17 protein-coding genes are annotated in these 16,591 nt (G+C 63.7%); 10 read left to right on the top strand and 7 right to left on the bottom strand.

Annotated elements, in window-relative coordinates; genetic code table 11:
* Positions 1–73 precede the first annotated feature (73 nt).
* The 8 genes from cpaB to QRN41_RS24895 are packed head-to-tail and all read left to right on the top strand — an operon-like array spanning position 74 to position 7,486.
* Complete coding sequence (gene cpaB / locus QRN41_RS24930; RefSeq protein WP_285422241.1) at positions 74–1,006, top strand: Flp pilus assembly protein CpaB; 933 nt, start codon at positions 74–76, stop codon at positions 1,004–1,006.
* Between the two features lie 19 nt (positions 1,007–1,025).
* The gene (locus QRN41_RS24925; protein WP_034136732.1) at positions 1,026–2,243 is read left to right on the top strand and encodes a type II and III secretion system protein family protein; all 1,218 of its coding nucleotides are present in this window, start codon (positions 1,026–1,028) and stop codon (positions 2,241–2,243) included.
* A complete protein-coding gene (locus QRN41_RS24920) occupies positions 2,240–3,433 on the top strand; it encodes a CpaE/TadZ family protein (RefSeq protein ID WP_285422240.1) in 1,194 nt (397 codons plus the stop codon). The genes QRN41_RS24925 and QRN41_RS24920 overlap by 4 nt, the downstream gene beginning before the upstream one ends.
* The gene (locus QRN41_RS24915) at positions 3,430–4,701 is read left to right on the top strand and encodes a TadA family conjugal transfer-associated ATPase (protein WP_123479499.1); all 1,272 of its coding nucleotides are present in this window, start codon (positions 3,430–3,432) and stop codon (positions 4,699–4,701) included. Before QRN41_RS24920 ends, QRN41_RS24915 begins: the two co-directional genes overlap by 4 nt.
* An 11-nt stretch (positions 4,702–4,712) precedes the next feature.
* On the top strand, positions 4,713–5,594 hold the full coding sequence (locus QRN41_RS24910; RefSeq protein WP_094065053.1) for a type II secretion system F family protein: 882 nt from the start codon (positions 4,713–4,715) through the stop codon (positions 5,592–5,594).
* A gap of 1 nt (position 5,595) precedes the next feature.
* The gene (locus QRN41_RS24905; protein WP_285422239.1) at positions 5,596–6,483 is read left to right on the top strand and encodes a type II secretion system F family protein; all 888 of its coding nucleotides are present in this window, start codon (positions 5,596–5,598) and stop codon (positions 6,481–6,483) included.
* An 11-nt stretch (positions 6,484–6,494) separates the two neighbouring features.
* Positions 6,495–7,205: a tetratricopeptide repeat protein gene (locus QRN41_RS24900; RefSeq protein ID WP_285422238.1), complete on the top strand. Its 711-nt coding sequence runs from the start codon at positions 6,495–6,497 to the stop codon at positions 7,203–7,205.
* Between the two features lie 11 nt (positions 7,206–7,216).
* Positions 7,217–7,486 (top strand): DUF3613 domain-containing protein, encoded by a 270-nt coding sequence (locus QRN41_RS24895; protein ID WP_285422237.1) that lies wholly within the window; start codon positions 7,217–7,219, stop codon positions 7,484–7,486.
* A gap of 7 nt (positions 7,487–7,493) precedes the next feature.
* Here QRN41_RS24895 and QRN41_RS24890 read toward each other — a convergent pair whose 3' ends face one another.
* The gene (locus QRN41_RS24890; RefSeq protein ID WP_123479503.1) at positions 7,494–8,276 is read right to left on the bottom strand and encodes a response regulator transcription factor; all 783 of its coding nucleotides are present in this window, start codon (positions 8,274–8,276) and stop codon (positions 7,494–7,496) included.
* Positions 8,277–8,401: 125 nt separating this feature from the next.
* Positions 8,402–8,851 carry a prepilin peptidase gene (locus QRN41_RS24885; RefSeq protein WP_285422236.1) on the bottom strand — a complete coding sequence of 150 codons (450 nt, stop codon included), beginning with the start codon at positions 8,849–8,851 and terminating at the stop codon, positions 8,402–8,404.
* Positions 8,852–8,923: 72 nt separating this feature from the next.
* Between QRN41_RS24885 and QRN41_RS24880 the strand changes: the two genes are divergently transcribed.
* Together QRN41_RS24880 and QRN41_RS24875 are read left to right on the top strand one after the other, a co-directional pair.
* Entirely contained in the window at positions 8,924–9,367 is a 444-nt protein-coding gene (locus QRN41_RS24880) for a TadE/TadG family type IV pilus assembly protein (RefSeq protein WP_034136723.1), read from the top strand.
* Positions 9,364–12,108 (top strand): PAS domain-containing sensor histidine kinase, encoded by a 2,745-nt coding sequence (locus QRN41_RS24875; RefSeq protein ID WP_285422235.1) that lies wholly within the window; start codon positions 9,364–9,366, stop codon positions 12,106–12,108. Before QRN41_RS24880 ends, QRN41_RS24875 begins: the two co-directional genes overlap by 4 nt.
* Here the strand turns inward: QRN41_RS24875 and QRN41_RS24870 are convergent.
* The 5 genes from QRN41_RS24870 to QRN41_RS24850 form a co-directional block, all read right to left on the bottom strand.
* A complete protein-coding gene (locus QRN41_RS24870; protein WP_285422234.1) occupies positions 12,093–14,042 on the bottom strand; it encodes a pilus assembly protein TadG-related protein in 1,950 nt (649 codons plus the stop codon). The genes QRN41_RS24875 and QRN41_RS24870 overlap by 16 nt on opposite strands.
* Positions 14,043–14,129: 87 nt before the next feature.
* The gene (locus QRN41_RS24865) at positions 14,130–14,687 is read right to left on the bottom strand and encodes a DUF4136 domain-containing protein (RefSeq protein WP_285422233.1); all 558 of its coding nucleotides are present in this window, start codon (positions 14,685–14,687) and stop codon (positions 14,130–14,132) included.
* Between the two features lie 45 nt (positions 14,688–14,732).
* Complete coding sequence (locus QRN41_RS24860; protein ID WP_034111600.1) at positions 14,733–15,335, bottom strand: DUF4136 domain-containing protein; 603 nt, start codon at positions 15,333–15,335, stop codon at positions 14,733–14,735.
* 24 nt (positions 15,336–15,359) lie between these two features.
* Entirely contained in the window at positions 15,360–16,109 is a 750-nt protein-coding gene (locus tag QRN41_RS24855; protein WP_123479508.1) for a methyltransferase, read from the bottom strand.
* Positions 16,102–16,410 carry a MazG-like family protein gene (locus QRN41_RS24850; RefSeq protein ID WP_034136718.1) on the bottom strand — a complete coding sequence of 103 codons (309 nt, stop codon included), beginning with the start codon at positions 16,408–16,410 and terminating at the stop codon, positions 16,102–16,104. The genes QRN41_RS24855 and QRN41_RS24850 overlap by 8 nt, the downstream gene beginning before the upstream one ends.
* Positions 16,411–16,591: the final 181 nt, after the last annotated feature.

The raw sequence follows: 16,591 nt of genomic DNA, 5'->3' as shown, positions 1-16,591 counted from the left end.
CATCACAGCCAGGTTGCGATTTCACCCGTTTGGATACACGGGCAGGCAGTGCAACGGGAAAGGGAGAGCCGTCATGAACAGTCGTATCAGCATGGCGCTGGCTGGCTTGCTGCTCGTCGGTGCATTGATCGCCGGGTATTGGGGCTTGGTGTTGAGCCGCACGCCGGAGCCTGTTGCCGCCCCGGTGGTTTCCGTGGAAAGCACCGCTGCCGCCGTCGAAGACCAGACCCGTCGCCCCGTGGTGGTGCTGGTGCATGATGTGTCAGCATTCGCGCCTCTTACCGCTGCCGACCTGGCGCTGGAAAAACTGCGCACAGTGCCCGCCGGTAGCCTCACGGAAGTCGACCAGGCCATCGGCCGCATACCGTTGCGTGCCCTGGGCGCTGGCACCTGGCTCAACGACCAAAGCTTCAGCGAAGGCGGCCCGCTGGCACGCATGATTCGCCCGGACGAGCGCGCGCTGGCCGTCGCGGTGGACGAGGTGATCGGTGCGGGCGGGCAACTGAGCCCCGGTGATTACGTGGATGTGTTGCTGTTTCTGGGGCGGGACACCGGGAACGCAGAGCAGTCGGCCCAGATCATCATTCCCGCGCTGCGCCTGCTCAGCGTCGGCGATCAATTGGGCCTGGCCAACGACGGCCAGCCCGCCGTGCCGGCGCCGGCTACCGTGGAGGAGCGTGTGCAGGCCGCCCAACGCCGTGCCGCCGCGCGCACCGTGGTGCTGGCGGTGCCCGAGCCGCTATTGAGCCGCCTGATGCTTGCGGCACAAGCCGGCACTTTGCGCCTGGCCGTACGCAGCGCCGATGAACAACTGCTCGGCCGCTACTGGGCCGGCGAAAGCGACGCGGCGAGCAAACTCGCCGAAGCCAATCGCGACCTTTACCAATTCACCCAACTGGCGCTGATCGGCCCGCCTAAAAGTCTCGCGCAGACCGACACCGCCCCTGCCGTTCGCCGAGATATCGAAGTGATACGTGGCGCCCAAGCCACTCAACAAACCCCGTGACCATGCAAGGATGCAGTGAATGAGCCATCGCTACGCCCCCTCGCTCGCGCAAATGGCCTGGGCCGTGCTGCTGACGTGCTTGCCGGCGGGCATTGTCCTGGCGGCGCAAGGCAATTGCAGCGCATTGGGCCAACTGCCCGCCGTGCTGGAGGTGGGCGAAGGGTTGCAACAGGAACTGCAATCGCCGGTCGCCATCACCCGCCTGGCGATTGGCGATCCCAAGATTGCCGATGTGCGGGTCAACGGCGACCGCCACTTTCTGCTCACCGGCGTCGCCAGCGGCGCCACCAGCCTGATGGTCTGGACCGCCTGCGCCAGCGCGCCGCGCCAGAGCATGGTGTTCGTCAAAGGCAAGGCCACCTCGGCGCTCACCAGCCTGTCGCTGTCGCCGTCCCAGGACCCGCTGCTGCCCAGCCAAGTGCAAACCGACATCCGCTTTGTCGAAGTCAGCCGCAGCAAGCTCAAGGAAGCCAGTACCCGCTTGCTCGGCAACGGCAGCAACTTTTTCTTCGGCAGCCCCAACCTGCTGTCACCGTCGGAGGGTGTGTTCAAACTTCCGGTGAGCGCCGACAGCTTTAACATTGGTTTCGGCGGCGGGCGGGTCAAGGCCATGATCAACGCCTTGGAGCGCAGCGGTTTTGCCTACACCCTGGCGCGCCCTAGCCTGGTGGCGATGAGCGGCCAGAGCGCCAGTTTTCTCGCGGGCGGCGAAGTGCCGGTGCCGGTGCCAAGCGCTGGCAGCGACAGCATCTCCATCGAATACAAGGAGTTCGGCATTCGCCTGACGCTCACGCCCACGGTGATCGACCGCAACCGCATCAGCCTCAAGGTCGCGCCGGAAGTCAGCGAGCTGGACTACAGCAACGCTGTACAGATCCAGGGCATCCAAGTGCCGGCGCTGACCGTGCGCCGCACCGACACCAGCGTGTCCCTGGCCGATGGCGAAAGTTTTGTGATCAGCGGCCTGATCAGCACCAATAACCGTTCCACTATCAACAAGTTTCCGGGGTTGGGTGATATCCCGATCCTCGGCGCGTTTTTTCGCGACGCCACCACCAGTCGCGAAGAAAAGGAGTTGTTGATGATTGTCACCCCGCATCTGGTGCAACCGCTGGCCGCCAATGCGCAACTGCCGTCTCTGCCCGGTGAAAAACTGCGCAACTACGACCCGAACTGGTACCGCCTGTTTTTTCTGGAAAACGGTCACTTCGACCGCAGCAGTGGACTGTCCCAATGAGCGATAGCCTGAGCCAGACCTTCCTGGCGATCACCCGCAACAACATCGACCTTGAATGGCTGCAAGGAGCCCTCGCGCCCCTCGGCCAAGTGGTCGGCGCCGGTGGGGGCAGCCTGGATGAGTTGCTCGCGCTGGTGGATGTGACCTTCGCCAACCTGGTGTTCATCGGCCTGGACCGCGAGCATGTAGTGGCCCAGACCGCGCTGATCGAGGGCGCTTTGGAAGCCAAGCCGATGCTGGCAATCGTCGCCCTGGGCGACGGCATGGACAACCAGTTGGTGCTCAACGCGATGCGCGCCGGCGCACGGGATTTTGTCGCCTATGGCTCGCGCTCCAGCGAAGTGGCGGGGCTGGTGCGCCGCCTGAGCAAACGCCTGCCGCCCAGCGCGCCGAGCGCTCACCTGGGAGGCCTTACGGTGCTTTACGGCACCCAGGGCAACGCCGATGGCGCCCTGCTGGCCAGCCACCTGGCCATGGTGGTGCAAAAGAGTGGGCAGCAAACCTTGTTGCTCGACCTGGGCCTGCCGCGCGGCGACAGCCTTGCGCTGCTGGGCCTGGACAGCACCTTCAACTTCGGCGACGCCCTGCGCCATCTGCGGCGCCTGGACCCCACCTTGATCGACAGTGCCTTCGCCCGCGCCGACGACAACCTGCGCATCCTCGCCTACGCCGGCAATGACGAGCCGCTGGAACTGACCAGCGCCGCCGAGGTGTACATGCTGCTCAGTGCCCTACGTCAGCACTTCCAGCACATCGTCGTAAACCTCACCGGGCAAGCCGACAGCGAAGCCCTGCGTACCTTTGTCAGCCACTGCGACAAGCTGCTGTGGTGCACCGACCAGAGCGTGCTCGACTGTCGGCGCAACCTGGCGGTGCTGAACCTGTGGCGGGAAAAAGGCATGAAACTCGAACACGCCAAGCTGCTGGTGGACCGCTACCTCAAAGCCTGTCCCCCCGACACCGACACCCTGGAAAAAAGCTTCGGGCTGGAGTGCATCGCGGTGCTGCCCCTGAGCGCGGAACTGCGCATGAACGCCAAAAATCAGGGCCAGAGCCTGTTCAGCCTCGCCCCCCGCGAACCCCTGACCCTGGCGTTGCGCACCCTTGGCGAGCGCCTGGCCAGACGCTCCGAAGGTCTGCAAAAACCGTCAACACGCTGGTTTGAACGCCTGCGCAGGACTGCCCGGTGAACGGCGAAAAACTCTTCGGCGGCCCCGCTGCCGGCACCCCAGGCCATCACGATCACGATGGCCTGAAACTGGTGCTGCACCGCTACATCATCGACGCCATCGAAGAGTCGGGCAAAAACCTGCTGGAAGGCACGCGCCAAACCCTGGCGCAACTGGTGATCGACAAGGTTTCGGAATACATCACGCGCATGCACCTGGCGATTTCCCGTTATGAAATGGAGCGCCTGGCCGAGGAAATCGTTGACGAACTGACCGGCTTCGGGCCGCTGGAAGTGCTGTTGCGCGACGCGTCGGTGACCGAAATCCTGGTCAACGGGCCGCACCGGGTCTTTATCGAACGCGACGGCCTGCTGCATCAGAGCGACTTGCGCTTTATCGATGCGCACCATGTGGAGCGGGTGATGCAGCGTATCCTCGCGCCGCTGGGCCGGCGCCTGGACGAATCGTCGCCGATGGTCGATGCGCGCTTGCCCGACGGCAGCCGGGTCAATGCGATCATTCCGCCGATTGCGCTGGACGGCCCATGCCTGTCGATCCGTAAATTCCGCAAGGACATGCTCAAGAGCAGCGACTTGGTGGCGATGCAGACCATCGACCAGAACATCTTCGAGTTTTTCCAGGAAGCGGTGGGCAAGCGGTGCAACATCTTGATCAGCGGCGGCACCGGCACCGGCAAGACCACGTTGCTGAATATCCTCAGCCAATTGATCAACCCTCATCAACGCCTGGTGACCATCGAAGATGTCGCCGAACTGCAACTGGGCCATCCCCATGTGGTGCGCCTGGAAACCCGGCCGCCGAATGCCGAGGGGCATGGCGAAGTCAAGGCCAGCGATTTGATCCGCAACGCCCTGCGCATGCGCCCGGACCGCATCATCCTCGGTGAAATCCGCGGCGTGGAAGTGCTCGATGTGCTGACTGCGATGAACACCGGTCACGACGGGTCCATGAGCACCGTGCACGCCAACAACGCCCAGGATGCACTGCTGCGCCTGGAAACCCTGGTGGGCCTCACCGGTCGCGCGGTGGCGGAAAAAACCCTGCGACAGATGATCTGCGCGGCGCTGGATGTGGTGATCCAGCTCACCCGCCTGCCCGATGGTCGACGCTGCGTGAGCGAAGTCGTGGAAGTGGTGGGTGTGCGCGATGACATCTACGTGACCAATACGCTGTTTCGCCTCGACCGCCGCACCGGCTTCGGCTTCGCCCGTGAAGCACTCAACCCGGCGGGCGACAAACTGCGCCGCGAAATCACGCTGCCGCTGTAAGGAGACGCACCATGACCGGCCCGATCCTGCTGCTGATCTGCATCGTTCTGGTGGGCCTGTCCTACAGCCTTTTCCAAAATGGCGTGCGCCGCGCCAGCACCGACCGTGTGCTGGAACGGCTTGCCAAAGGCCAGCCCACGACGGTGCCTACCCGCGCCGCCTGGGTCGGCCTGGAGCGCATGTTTCAACGCGCCGGCCTGGGTAAACCTAGCGAGCGCCTGGGGCTGTGGCTGGTCGGTTGGGCACTCGGCGCGTTGTTGGGGCTGCTGGCGGCCGAGTGGCCTGGGCTGCTGTTGATGATCGTGCTGCCGCCACTGGCCGCGCGCGGCTATATCGCCTGGCGCTATCAGCACCGTGTGGCGCGAATGATCGAACAACTGCCGTCCTTGCTCGATTACACCGTGCGCAGCCTCAAGTCGGGACGCACCCTGGCCGATGCGGTGCTCGGCGGTATCGAGGCGTCCGACGAACCGCTCAAGCAAGCCATGGGCCGTATCCAGCGCAACGTACAACTGGGGGTGAGCTTGCCGGAGTCCGTGCATGATTTCGCGCAATTCTACGAACGCGATGAATTTCGCCTGTTCGCCCTGGGCTTGAAGGTCAACCATCGCTACGGCGGCAATGCCAGCGAGCTGCTGGAAAACCTGATCAAGATGATCCGCGAAAAGGAACAAGGCGCGCGCCAGCTCAAGGCCATGACCGGCGAGACGCGCATGACCGCGTATGTGCTGGCCGGGCTGCCGGTGTGCATGGTGGGGTATTTCATGGTGGCCAACCCGAACTACCTGATGACCCTGTGGAACGACGAAACCGGGCGCTACATGCTGTTCGGCGCCCTGGCCATGGAGCTGACGGGCAGCTTCGTGATGTGGCGCATGTTGCGGAGTATCTGAAATGGCCCTGCTGGCGAGCGTGCTGATGTTTCTTGCGGCGTTGGTGCTGGTGGCCGGCCACTGGCTGGAACAGCGCCGCCGCCAGCGCCTGGTGAATCAGCGTCTGCTCGGCCAGATGACCCGCGAAGCGCGGTTCGGCAACCTGATGCGCCATCTCGGCACCAGCCCCCTGGCGCAACGCTCAGTGACCCTGGACACCGAGACCCAGACCCTGCTCAACCGTGTCGGCTGGCGCAAGGCCAGCCAGCGCTCGATGTTCGCCGCCTGCCAGGTCGGCACGCCGCTGGTGCTGCTGGGGGTGACGCTGGTGGGCCAGCAATTGCTGTACCCACATACGTCCTCGCCGTGGATTGCTCCGCTGGTGGCACTCGGCCTGGGCTACCTGTTGCCCAAGCGCATTCTGGCGTCCATCGCCAAGCATCGGCAGCAGCGCATCGCCGTGGAGGTCTCGACCTTCATTCCGCTGCTGCGCATTTTGTTCGAGTCCGGCATGGCGGTTGAACAGGCCCTGCGCGTGCTCAGCACCGAAGGGCAGCGCCTGCTGCCGGAACTGACCCAGGAACTGCGCCTGATTCTGGCCCGCGTCGACTCGGGCCTGGAGCTGGGCGAGGAATTGGGCAAGACCGCACGGCTGCTGGCGGTGGATGAGTTCAACGACACCTGCACCATCCTCCAGCAACTGATCCTGCAAGGCGGCGGTGCAATGAAATCACTGCTGGCCCTCAAGCAATTACTCGACGACCGACGCCTGACCCGTTTGCAGGAATACATCTCGAAGATGTCGGCAAAAATGTCGGTGGTGATGATGGTGTTTCTGTTTCCGGCCTTGCTGATCGTACTCGGCGGCCCGGCCTTTATCGGCATCGCCCGCGCCTTGAGCCACTTTTGAGGAAAGCCCTGATGAAAGCTCTGATTGCCACATTGGTCGTGATGATGCTCGGCGGTTGCGCCAGCAACGGTCAATCGCCGTGGGCCGCGCTAACCACGCCCGGCCAATGCGCCAAGCCCGGTTCGGAACAGGAACTGGCGCTGAACCTGGCCGATGACTTGGCCAACGAAGGCAAGCTGCACGCCAGCCTGGCCAACCTGCAAAACCTGCCAGATGCCTTGCCCCAGGTGCGCCAGCGCAAGGCCCGAGCTTACCGCTTGCTCGGACGCAGCGAGGCCGAGCCGTTGTATCGCAGCCTGCTCGGCACCTGCATGACTGCCGAAGGCGAACACGGCCTGGGGCAACTGGCCTCGACACACGGCGATGCAGCCCAGGCCCTGGCCCACCTGCAACGGGCTGCGCGGCTGGCGCCCACCGACGATAAAATCCGCAATGACCTGGGCGTGGTTTACCTCAAACAACAGCGGCTGGAAGACGCGCGCTTTGAGTTTATGACCGCCATCGAACTCAAGCAGGACGACCCACTCGCAGCCGTCAATCTGGTGACTCTGCTGATCTACCAAGACGATTGGGGCCAAGCGGCGAAGGTGGTCAGCCAATTGGGGCTGAGCCCGGAGCAGGTCACCGAGGCCCAGGCCCGTGCGCAAAAGCTCAAGGGTTCCAGCACGGCCGCACATAACGTAGCGGCCGCCAGCGACGCACCGCCGATGAACCTGCGCTAGGAGTCGACACCATGAAAACCCAGCATCTGCTAAGCCTGGCCTTGCTGCCCCTGGCGGCGTCAGCTATCGAACCGGGGCCGTCCTCGCCGCAGCAAGCCGAGACTGAGCAGTGGCTGACGTTGCAGGTCAACGGCCACGCCGCCTCGCCCACGCCGCAAAGCAGCAGCCCCGCCGAGCATGAGCAGGCATTGCAGCGCTGGCTGGACAGCAACAAGCATCCGATCCCGGAGTTCTTCGAACAGGGCAGTGGCGCCGCCGCGTCCGGCGGCACCGGCCGATAAAGCGCCGTCAGTGCGCCGTAACGCGCTGGCGCAGAGCCGTCCCGTTCGGCGACAGGGCCAACGCCAACTGAGTGCGATTGTGCATATGGGTCAGGCGCAACACTTGGGACACGTACAGCTTGACCGTGTTTTCGGTGATCCCCAGCTCACAGGCGATCTGGTAGTTGGTTTGGCCCTTGCCCACCAACCGCGCCACATCGGCCTGGCGCGGGGACAACTGCGCGAGGATCGGCGATAGCGCCAACGGCGCGGCACCCTCCACCGGCAGATCGCCGTGTTCGGTGCTTCCAGGGCCGCGTCGCACCTTGTCGAGGTCGTGGTACAGGTCATTGATCGAGGCCGAGAGATACTGCAACTTCTGGTTCAGGTGCCCCAGTTGCAGCTCTTTCTGGCGCTCGTCCAAGGCGGCTTCCTGGCGCTGGATGCCTTCGAGCAATTCGTGGAGGTCGATGGGTTTCTGGTAGTAATCCGCGATCCCCGCGCGCAGCGCTTTGATCACGTCCTGTTTGTCGGCGCGACCGGTGAGCATGATCGCTTCGAACGCGCGCTGCTTGCCGGCGATTTTCTGCATGGCCTGCACCAGTTCGATGCCGTTCATGTCCGGCATATGCAGGTCGCACAGCACCAGGCCGATCTCGACGTCGTCGCTAAAACACTGCAACGCATGATGACTGGATTCACAGGGGACGCAGCCATAACCGCTGCTTTCAAGAAACTCACACAGCTCTTCCACGATCAGGGGTTGATCGTCGACCACGAGCACTTTCACTGCCGATGTCAGCCTGTTCACGCGCTACTCCATGCCTGGCAAACCTAAGGGCGACCTATCCATTTGACGACTACGGCGATTGCCTGTCCCTCCTAAACCTAGACGCAGTTTGTCACTCTGTACACCGCACCGGGCCGTTCCTGCGACTAATGGGCCCACAGCCAATAGAGTGCAAACCCCACCAGTACACAGGGTGCGAACGGCTGCTTTGTTGACGGGTTCGCGGCCGTTCCCGGTGGGCGCACCGCAAGCCGTTGATGAACCAGCACCCAGCCACCTTGCACAAAGGCCGCGCCGATCAACGACCACAGCAGGCAGTCCACCTCGCTGGCCAAGCCCAGCGCTGCGAGCAACTTCACATCCCCCGCGCCGAACCGTCCCAGGGCGTAGCCTGGCAGGGTCAACAGCAGCGCCAGGGCCAATGCCCAACCGCCGTCAGCGGCGGGCGCGCCGAGCCAAGTGGTGCCGCTGGCGTTCAGGTAGATCAGCGCCACTAAGGCCACGCCCAAGGTCAGCGGGTTGGCGATCTGCCGCTGGCGCACGTCCTGCACGGCACAAAGGCCCAGCCACATCAGTATCACCACGCCGTGAATCACGTAAAAAAAGTCCCTTTTCGCTGATTGATTCTATGCTGATATCAAGTAGTAGCCGTCAGGGTAGACGCAGTCATGAAAACCGGCCTCCCTCGCCTGCAAAAAGGCGCAGCCGCCATCGAATTTGCCTTGGTCTTCGGAATTTTCTTTGCGGTGTTCTACGGGTTGATCAGCTTCAGCCTGCCGCTGCTGTTGATGCAGTCGTTCAACCAGGCCGCCGCCGAGGCCGTGCGCCAGGCCATGGCGGTGGACCCGACGAGCGCCGGCAACGCCTACGGGACGCAGCTGACCCAACGCGCCAAAGACACCGTGGTGAGCCAGTTGAGCTGGATCCCCTCCAGCTTCCAATTCAAGCGTGAGTACGTAAACGCGACCTATAGCGCCAACACATTGACCGTCGAGATCGCCTACCCCACCAGCCAACTCTATGCGGTCTTCCCTGCGTTGGTGCTGCCGGGCGTGGGTACCGTCCCCAGGCTGCCAACCAACCTGTCCGCCCGTTCGAGCCTGCAATTTTGACCCCGGGCGAAAACCTCTTCGACAGGCTGCTCGGCCGTACTGGCACGGTAAGCGTTGAGCCGCATACCAGCACAGGCAAAGGCCTGTCGGTGCAGTTGGATCATCTAGGGCATGTCCTGACACTCAGCGTCGCGTTAAGGGCGCAACTGGCACCGGGCGCTTTAAGCGAGCCTCGGCCCCACCTGAGCGCCTTGTTATGTGCCAGCAGTGCCCTGAGCATCGAAGGCAACCCGGCCGAGTGGCAGCATCAGAACCTGGACCTGGATTTCCAAGGCACCGCCGGCCAGGTTTTGCACACCCGTGGCTGGGTTGAACCGAACAGCGACGGCTGGGTGTTGCGTGTGCAGGACGTCGGCGATTTGCTCGCCGGCCAGCAACTGGCCCAGGACCGCGAACAGAACCATCTGCTGGCCTGCCAGATAAGCCAGCAACTGCGGGTGTGCAGCCTCAGCCGCTTGCCCGAAGTGTTCCATGAGCACCTGCGCAGCCTGGCGCAGCGCTGGCGAATTCCTTGCGTGGCCCTGGCGCTGCTGGATGAAGAAGATCAGGGTTGGCGGATCTACAGCCAGTACGCCGCCCACGACGCACCCGCGCTGTGGCAAACCGGCCAGCGTCTGGGCACGCGCCTGGACAGCATCCACGGCAACGCACCGCTGCGCCTGGACGAAACACTAGGCCGCAGCGACAACCCGCGTCTGCACAGCGTATTCGGGCAAGCCGACGGTTTTCTGGTGCCGTATCGGGACGGCCAGGGGGTCGCCGCCTGGTTGCTGTGCGGTTTCTACCGAGGCCAGGCGCCTATGCGCGACCAGGACTGGCTGGACCTGGCCGCCGCCCTCGCCGGCCCGCTGCTCAGCCGCCTGCGCGAACAGCACCATCACCAGCAATTGGAACGGGTCGAAGCCCTGCAAGGCCTGCTCGGCACCGGCTGGTGGGAACTGCTGCCCGGCACCGATGAAATCCAACTGGCTCCGCAGTTGCTGCACAGCCTCAGCCTGGAACACGGCCCCACCCGGCAACCGTTGGCGCGGTGGCTGGAACTGATCCATCCCGCCGACCGCCAGGAGCTGCACAGCCGCCTGCACGACTTGCAAACCCTAGGCACACCGCTGCTGGCAGGGGTGCGCCTGCAACGCAGCGACGCCACGCAAAACCCGCTGTGGTATCGCGTGCAAGGCCAGGTGCTGGGCGAAGGCGAACACCGGCGCTGGGTCGGTTTTATGCTGGACATCAGCGACATCAAGAACCAGCAACTGCACGCCGCCGCCGCCCATGCGCGCCTGGACAACCTGATCGCCAGCGCCCCGGCGGTGATCTATGTGCAGCGTTATGTCAGCGGCGCGCTGCACTCGGCATTCTTCAGCGACAGCCTATTGCCGCTGCTCGGCTGGACCCTGGCCGACTGCGACCACGAACACCTGCCGGCCCTGATCCACGCCGACGACCGCGACCTCTACTTCGAGCGCACGCGCCAACTGCTGCGCGAAGGCAGTGTGCGCAGCCGCTATCGCGTGCGCGACAAACAGGGGCATTACCACTGGCTGCTCGACGAGGCCAAGTTGTTGCGCGACGACCTTGGCATACCGGTGGAAGCCGTGGGCTTGTGGCTGGATGTCACCGAAGCGACCCTGGCCGCCGACCGCATCCAGCAAAGCGAAGAGCGTTACCGCATCCTGGTGGAAGACTCGCCGGCGATGATCTGCCGCTACCGCCCAGACCTGACCCTCACCTTCGGCAACACGCCGCTGGCCAACTACCTCGAATGCCCACCCGCCCAGTTGCCGGGCATGAACCTGGGCCATTGGTTGTCGGACGAACAGCGCCAGGCCTTTGTGCAGCGCATCCATCAGCTGACCCCGGAGTTTCCGGTGAGTACGGCGGAAATCAGCCTGGAATTACCGGGGCGCGAACATGCCTGGTGGGTGTGGTCGGACCGTGGCGTGTTCGATGCCCAGGGGGTCCTGGTCGAAGTGCAGGCCGTGGGCCGCGACAACACCGAGGTGCGGCGCTCCCAGCAGCAACTGACCCAAAGCGCCAAAATGGCCACCCTCGGTGAAATGGCCACCGGCCTGGCCCACGAAATCAACCAGCCGCTGAATGTGATGCGCATGGCCATCGTTAACGTGCTCAAGCGTTTGGGCGACGGCAAGGTCGAAGTGGCGTACCTCACCGAAAAACTCCAGCGCATCGACGCCCAGGTGCAACGCGCAACCCGGGTGGTCGACCATATGCGCGTGTTCGGCCGCCGCTCGGAAATCGAACAACAGCCCTTCGACCCCGCCCAGGCGGTGGACGGCACCCTGGCGTTGCTCGGCGAGGGGTTGCGCGGCAAGGGCGTGGAACTGCGCATCACCCCGCCGGCCGTGGCGGTGCAGGTCACCGGTTATGTGGATCAACTGGAACAGGTGCTGATCAACCTGGTGGTCAACGCCCGCGATGCGCTGTCGAGCCGGCGCGAAAAAAACCCGCAACTGCGCCCGTGGATCGCGCTGCACTGTGAGCACGACAGCCGGCATGTGCGGATCTGGGTGGAAGACAACGCTGGCGGCATCGACCCGCGGTTACTGGAGCGGATTTTCGAGCCGTTTTTCACCACCAAACCCATCGGTGTGGGCACCGGCCTGGGCTTGTCGGTGAGCTACGGCATTGTGGAAAACATGGGCGGGCGCTTGAGCGTGGTCAACGGCGAGCATGGCGCGCGATTCTGCGTGGAACTGCCGGTGGCTCAGATCACCAAGTAAGCGCGGCCCATATGGCAACTGAGGTTGGCACCGACTTCGGCATTGCCCAGGCTGATGCCCAGGGACTTGAGCAGGCTGTTGACGACCGGGTCGAGGATCGGTGAAAGCACACCTTGAACCAGGCCGATCACCGCGTTGGTAATGGTGTTCAACGTGCTGGCCATCCGGGCCAGCGCGCCACTGGATACACTGCCGCTGGGGGGCACGTACGTGACCTGCAAACCACTCAATGTGGCGCTCAGGCTGCCCACGATATTGGTCGAGCCCGACGCCGGCAGATACGTCGGCGTAGTGTTCATTTCAGCCACGGGGGCAAACACCAGCGTCCCGGTCTGGGCGCCCACGGTGGACAGCGCCCTGACCGTCAAACCACCGCCCACCGTGGGGGTACGGTTGGGACTGCAGAGCAGGTTCAAGACCGCACACGAGCGCTTGCCGAAATCCACCAGCCTCAGCGGCTGAACCACCACAGGCGAGGCGGAAGACAAGGCCGTCGGGCTGACAGTACCGACCCCCAAGGTGGCCGCCGACGTTGTCGCCTGAACAGTCAGCGATTTGCTGGTCGGCGTTGCGCAGGAATAATCGGTGACATGACTTTCGGCGCTGCCGGCTTCGAGATAAATCGACAACGTATCAGCGATCGCCACGTCGGTGATTTCACACGAAACCAGACACAACAGCCCCCCCACCGCCGCCGGAATATTCAGGTTCAGCAGGCCTGCCACCAGGTTCGAAACCGGTGTACGCAGCCCATTCAATACCGTCGCCACCGAAGCCACCCCGTTCAAAACTGGCGCCTGAACCGTAATGAGCGTGCGCACCTGCGCCGTGCGCACGGCTATCTGATCCGTCGGCGGCACGTTGTTGAGCCCCGCCTTGGCCTTCGCCGGGTTGCCGACCGCCGACAGTTGCGGCGGGTCGATGACTTTGGTCTGCACCGATACATTGCCCACCAGCGGAATATTCAACTGCACCGCTGCGCTCACGGGGTTCTTGCTGCTGGACAACTGCGCGGTGGTTTGCAGCAGTTGGAACAGTTGAAGGTTGGTGTTCAAGGCGGCAGCCGGTGTACCGGTGGCGATCTTGAGCAACTGCCCGACCGTCAACTGCCGGGTGCTGGGGGCAATCGCCTGAACCTTGATCACATCGTTGATAACGGCGGTGGCCACGGCGCCGTTTGTTTGCAGGACTTTCACTGCCGCATCAATCAGCTCATTGGCGGACACCGCCGTGGTGAGCAACGCCTCATAGTCACCCGCCTTGACGTTCAAGCTGATCGCCAACTGGTCCAGGTAGCCGAGCAGATTGACGTTGGTGCCCAGCAGTCCATTCCAGCCAGCGGCTGTCAGCGACAGGCTGCCGCCCAGCAGGCGGCCCATCAGCAGATTCAAAACGTCGGACTTTGCCGAATCGACGGTGCCCAGGTTGCTGCGGATGCTCAGTTGCGCAACGGGCGGTGCATAGGCGGCCACGGCGGTGGCACTGAGCTGGGTTTGAGTGGACGTCGAGCCGCCGCTGAACAGACTCCATAGGCCGCTGGCGATGCTGGTCGTCACGCTGCGGGTGGCCACCACGCGCACGGCCTCGCTCTGGGTGACATCGGGGCTGAAGACGCGAATATTGGCGGCATTGGTGATCAGCGTGCCGCAAGTTACCGCCAGGCCACGGCTACTGTCGCCGGCGACCACGGTGAAGCCATTGCGCGCGGCGTTTTGCTTGGCATAGTCGTTGGCCGTGGTGGTTGGGCTACACAGGCCGCCACGCCCGGCGGCCTCCAGGGCCGAAGTGTCGGCGATGGATTGTAATTTGCGCTTGTCCAGATACAGGCGGCCGCTGTCCACCGCAAGCAAAAGAAAGACCAGGGCCACCGCGAGGGTGCCCGCCGCCATCAAGCTAATGGCGCCACGCTGCCTGCAACCGATTCGGGGAGACATCAGGCACTCCTTCGCGCTTACTCTCCGTAGGTTCGATGGAGTGTAGACAAGGATGGCGGGGGCTGCCGCGCAGCCCCCGGTGATCGATCAGTGGGGCGGATAGCTGGAGAGGATGCGCGTGACCGTAGTGCGGATCGCGTTATTGCGGTCCTGTGGGTTCGGGGTGCTGCTCATCAGTTGTTCATCGCTACCGCGCCACACCAGTTTGCCGTCCTTGCCGTCCAGCAGGTCGATCTGGATGGTCGCCACTTTGTAGGTGACGTTGCGGGTTTCGTTGTACATCGGCGCGCTCCAATAGCCGTTCCATGGACCGCCCCAGGCGCCGCCGTAGTTGGTGGTGACTTGCTGCTGGCGGTCTTCGACGATCAGGTAAGCCTGTACGTTCACGTCTGCCTTGGCGCCGGCAGCCGCCGGGCGCAAACCGCGCTGGTCAAGTTGCTCGCCGACGGCTTGGCGGATGCGCTGCTCGGTAAGGTCGCTTTTGATGCGCGGATCATCGGGGCGGTATTGCAGGGCGGGGTCTTTCCAAGCCCAACTGCGGTAGGCACCGAAGTCCCGGCTGGCATCGAAGTCGTGGTTGACTTGACTGGTCTGGCAACCGCTCAGCAGCACAGCAAACGCAAGCGTAGCGATACGACGAAACATGGTGGTTCTCCAAAAAGCGGCAGACACGTTAAATGAGAATAGCGGTTAACGCGGCGGATACGCGGCCATGGCCTTTTGTACCGCCTGGCGCAGCGCATCGGCCCGCTCGCTGAGGCTGCCCTGGCTGCTGGTTTCCGCGCTGGCGCTCCACACCGGCTGGCCGCTGCGGGCATCGAACAGGTTGATGCGAACCACCACCACTTGCACTTCATAGGTGCGCACCACCGGCACGCTGTTGTACATGCCGTAGCCTGGGCCATAGCGGTTATAGCCGCCGTAACCATAGCCGTAATCATCCTGGACTTGGCGCAGGCGCTTCTCCTGGCGAACATCGGCGCTCACCAGCAGGTCCGCCGGGCGGTTGTCATGCAGCGGGCGCAGGCCGCGCTGGTCGAGGGCCCCGCTGACCGCTTCGGCGATCTGCGCCGAATCGGCCCACGCGGTGCCCGCCGGCAGTTGGCCATTGCGCCACGCCCAATTGCGGTAAGCACCGTAGTCACGCACCGGCGCCGGGTAGGCACTGGCATCGAACGTGGTGGCGGCCTGGGGCGGCGCCGGCGGGATCGGGGCCGAAGCGGCCACGTAAGGGTTGGGGCTGGAGCATGCTCCGAGCCCGAGGGACAGCAGGATCAAACACAGACGACGCATTTCGACCTCCGCAGACTGAACCGCTTAAACCGGACGGCAGATCCAGTGCAAATAACGCCCAAGTCCGGCAAAGCTTGGGTGACGACGATGAGCGAGCTCCATCTCGACAAGATCCTGCAAGGCGGCGCGGGCCTGGAACTCCACCGGCATATAGTCGTGGAACACCCGCACGCCACTTTGGCTTTCGACCTGCCACAACCCTTCGAGTTGCGCCGCCAGCTCTCGCGGGTCGAGGGGCTGTTGCGGAGTAAGGCTTTGCTTTTCGCCGGCCATGTCGTTCTTGCGCATTTTGCGGAAATGGCCTTTGAGCAGGTTGCGGTAGATCAGCGCATCGCGGTTGTAGAACGCCAGGGACAACCAGCCCCCCGGCGCGGTCAGCTGATGCAACACCGGCAGGATGGCGTGGGGTTCGGCCAGCCACTCCAGCACGGCGTGGCACAGCACCAGGTCATAGGGTTCGGTGAGCTGGCCGAGCAGTTCCTGCCACGGCGCGTGGATGAAGGTAGCGTGCTGCCCGGCTTCGGCGAAGCGTTGGCGAGCACCTTCGAGCATCGGCGCGGCGGGTTCGGCCAGCGTCACCTGATGCCCACGCTCGGCCAGCCACAGGGACATATGCCCGAGCCCGGCACCGATATCCAGCACGCGCAAAGGGCGCTGCGGCAAGGCTTCGGTTAGGTCGGCCTGCAACACCGCCAGGCGGATCGCGCCTTTGGCGCCGCCGTAGATTTTTTCGGCAAAGCGCGTGGCCAGTTGGTCGAAGTGACGGTCACTCATGGATAAACCGCCGTTCGCTATCGGCCAGTTTGGCGCGCACCACCTCGTTCATGTCCAGGCCCAGCTCACTGCACAGCAACAACAGATACAACACGATATCGCCGACTTCCTGGCCGGCGTGGGCGAGTTTGTCGGCAGGCAATTGGCGGGATTGATCTTCGGTGAGCCATTGGAAGATTTCCACCAACTCGGCCATTTCCACACTGGCGGCCATGGCCAGGTTTTTCGGGCTGTGAAACGGTTTCCAGTCGTTGGTATCGCGGATGCGATGCAGGCGTTCGGTGAGGTGTTCGAGGTTCATGGGGCGGGCTCCTGAAGGTGTATAGCTTCGGGGGGATGAGCGTTGAAGGCAAGTGAATCACCTGGGTTGCTCTTCAGGCCGCCATCGGGGGCAAGCCCCCTCCCACATTTGAATGCATTTACATACCAAAAAGTGGGAGGGGGCTTGCCCCCGATGAGGCCCTAATCCACCACGCTGAATT

Origin of the sequence: Pseudomonas sp. efr-133-TYG-23, assembly GCF_030209215.1 — a bacterium.
GTDB classification, from domain to species: Bacteria; Pseudomonadota; Gammaproteobacteria; order Pseudomonadales; family Pseudomonadaceae; genus Aquipseudomonas; species Aquipseudomonas rhodesiae.
This window is presented reverse-complemented; position numbering and strand designations above follow the sequence as displayed.

Excerpts from the sequence above, each read along its gene's own strand:
- QRN41_RS24905 (WP_285422239.1), top strand. The coding sequence starts at position 5,596 with ATGGCCCTGCTGGCGAGCGTGCTGATGTTTCTTGCGGCGTTGGTGCTG.
- QRN41_RS24850 (WP_034136718.1), bottom strand. The coding sequence starts at position 16,410 with ATGAACCTCGAACACCTCACCGAACGCCTGCATCGCATCCGCGATACC.
- QRN41_RS24855 (WP_123479508.1), bottom strand. The coding sequence starts at position 16,109 with ATGAGTGACCGTCACTTCGACCAACTGGCCACGCGCTTTGCCGAAAAA.
- cpaB (WP_285422241.1), top strand. The coding sequence starts at position 74 with ATGAACAGTCGTATCAGCATGGCGCTGGCTGGCTTGCTGCTCGTCGGT.
- QRN41_RS24910 (WP_094065053.1), top strand. The coding sequence starts at position 4,713 with ATGACCGGCCCGATCCTGCTGCTGATCTGCATCGTTCTGGTGGGCCTG.
- QRN41_RS24860 (WP_034111600.1), bottom strand. The coding sequence starts at position 15,335 with ATGCGTCGTCTGTGTTTGATCCTGCTGTCCCTCGGGCTCGGAGCATGC.
- QRN41_RS24895 (WP_285422237.1), top strand. The coding sequence starts at position 7,217 with ATGAAAACCCAGCATCTGCTAAGCCTGGCCTTGCTGCCCCTGGCGGCG.
- QRN41_RS24870 (WP_285422234.1), bottom strand. The coding sequence starts at position 14,042 with ATGTCTCCCCGAATCGGTTGCAGGCAGCGTGGCGCCATTAGCTTGATG.
- QRN41_RS24900 (WP_285422238.1), top strand. The coding sequence starts at position 6,495 with ATGAAAGCTCTGATTGCCACATTGGTCGTGATGATGCTCGGCGGTTGC.
- QRN41_RS24920 (WP_285422240.1), top strand. The coding sequence starts at position 2,240 with ATGAGCGATAGCCTGAGCCAGACCTTCCTGGCGATCACCCGCAACAAC.
- QRN41_RS24925 (WP_034136732.1), top strand. The coding sequence starts at position 1,026 with ATGAGCCATCGCTACGCCCCCTCGCTCGCGCAAATGGCCTGGGCCGTG.
- QRN41_RS24865 (WP_285422233.1), bottom strand. The coding sequence starts at position 14,687 with ATGTTTCGTCGTATCGCTACGCTTGCGTTTGCTGTGCTGCTGAGCGGT.
- QRN41_RS24880 (WP_034136723.1), top strand. The coding sequence starts at position 8,924 with ATGAAAACCGGCCTCCCTCGCCTGCAAAAAGGCGCAGCCGCCATCGAA.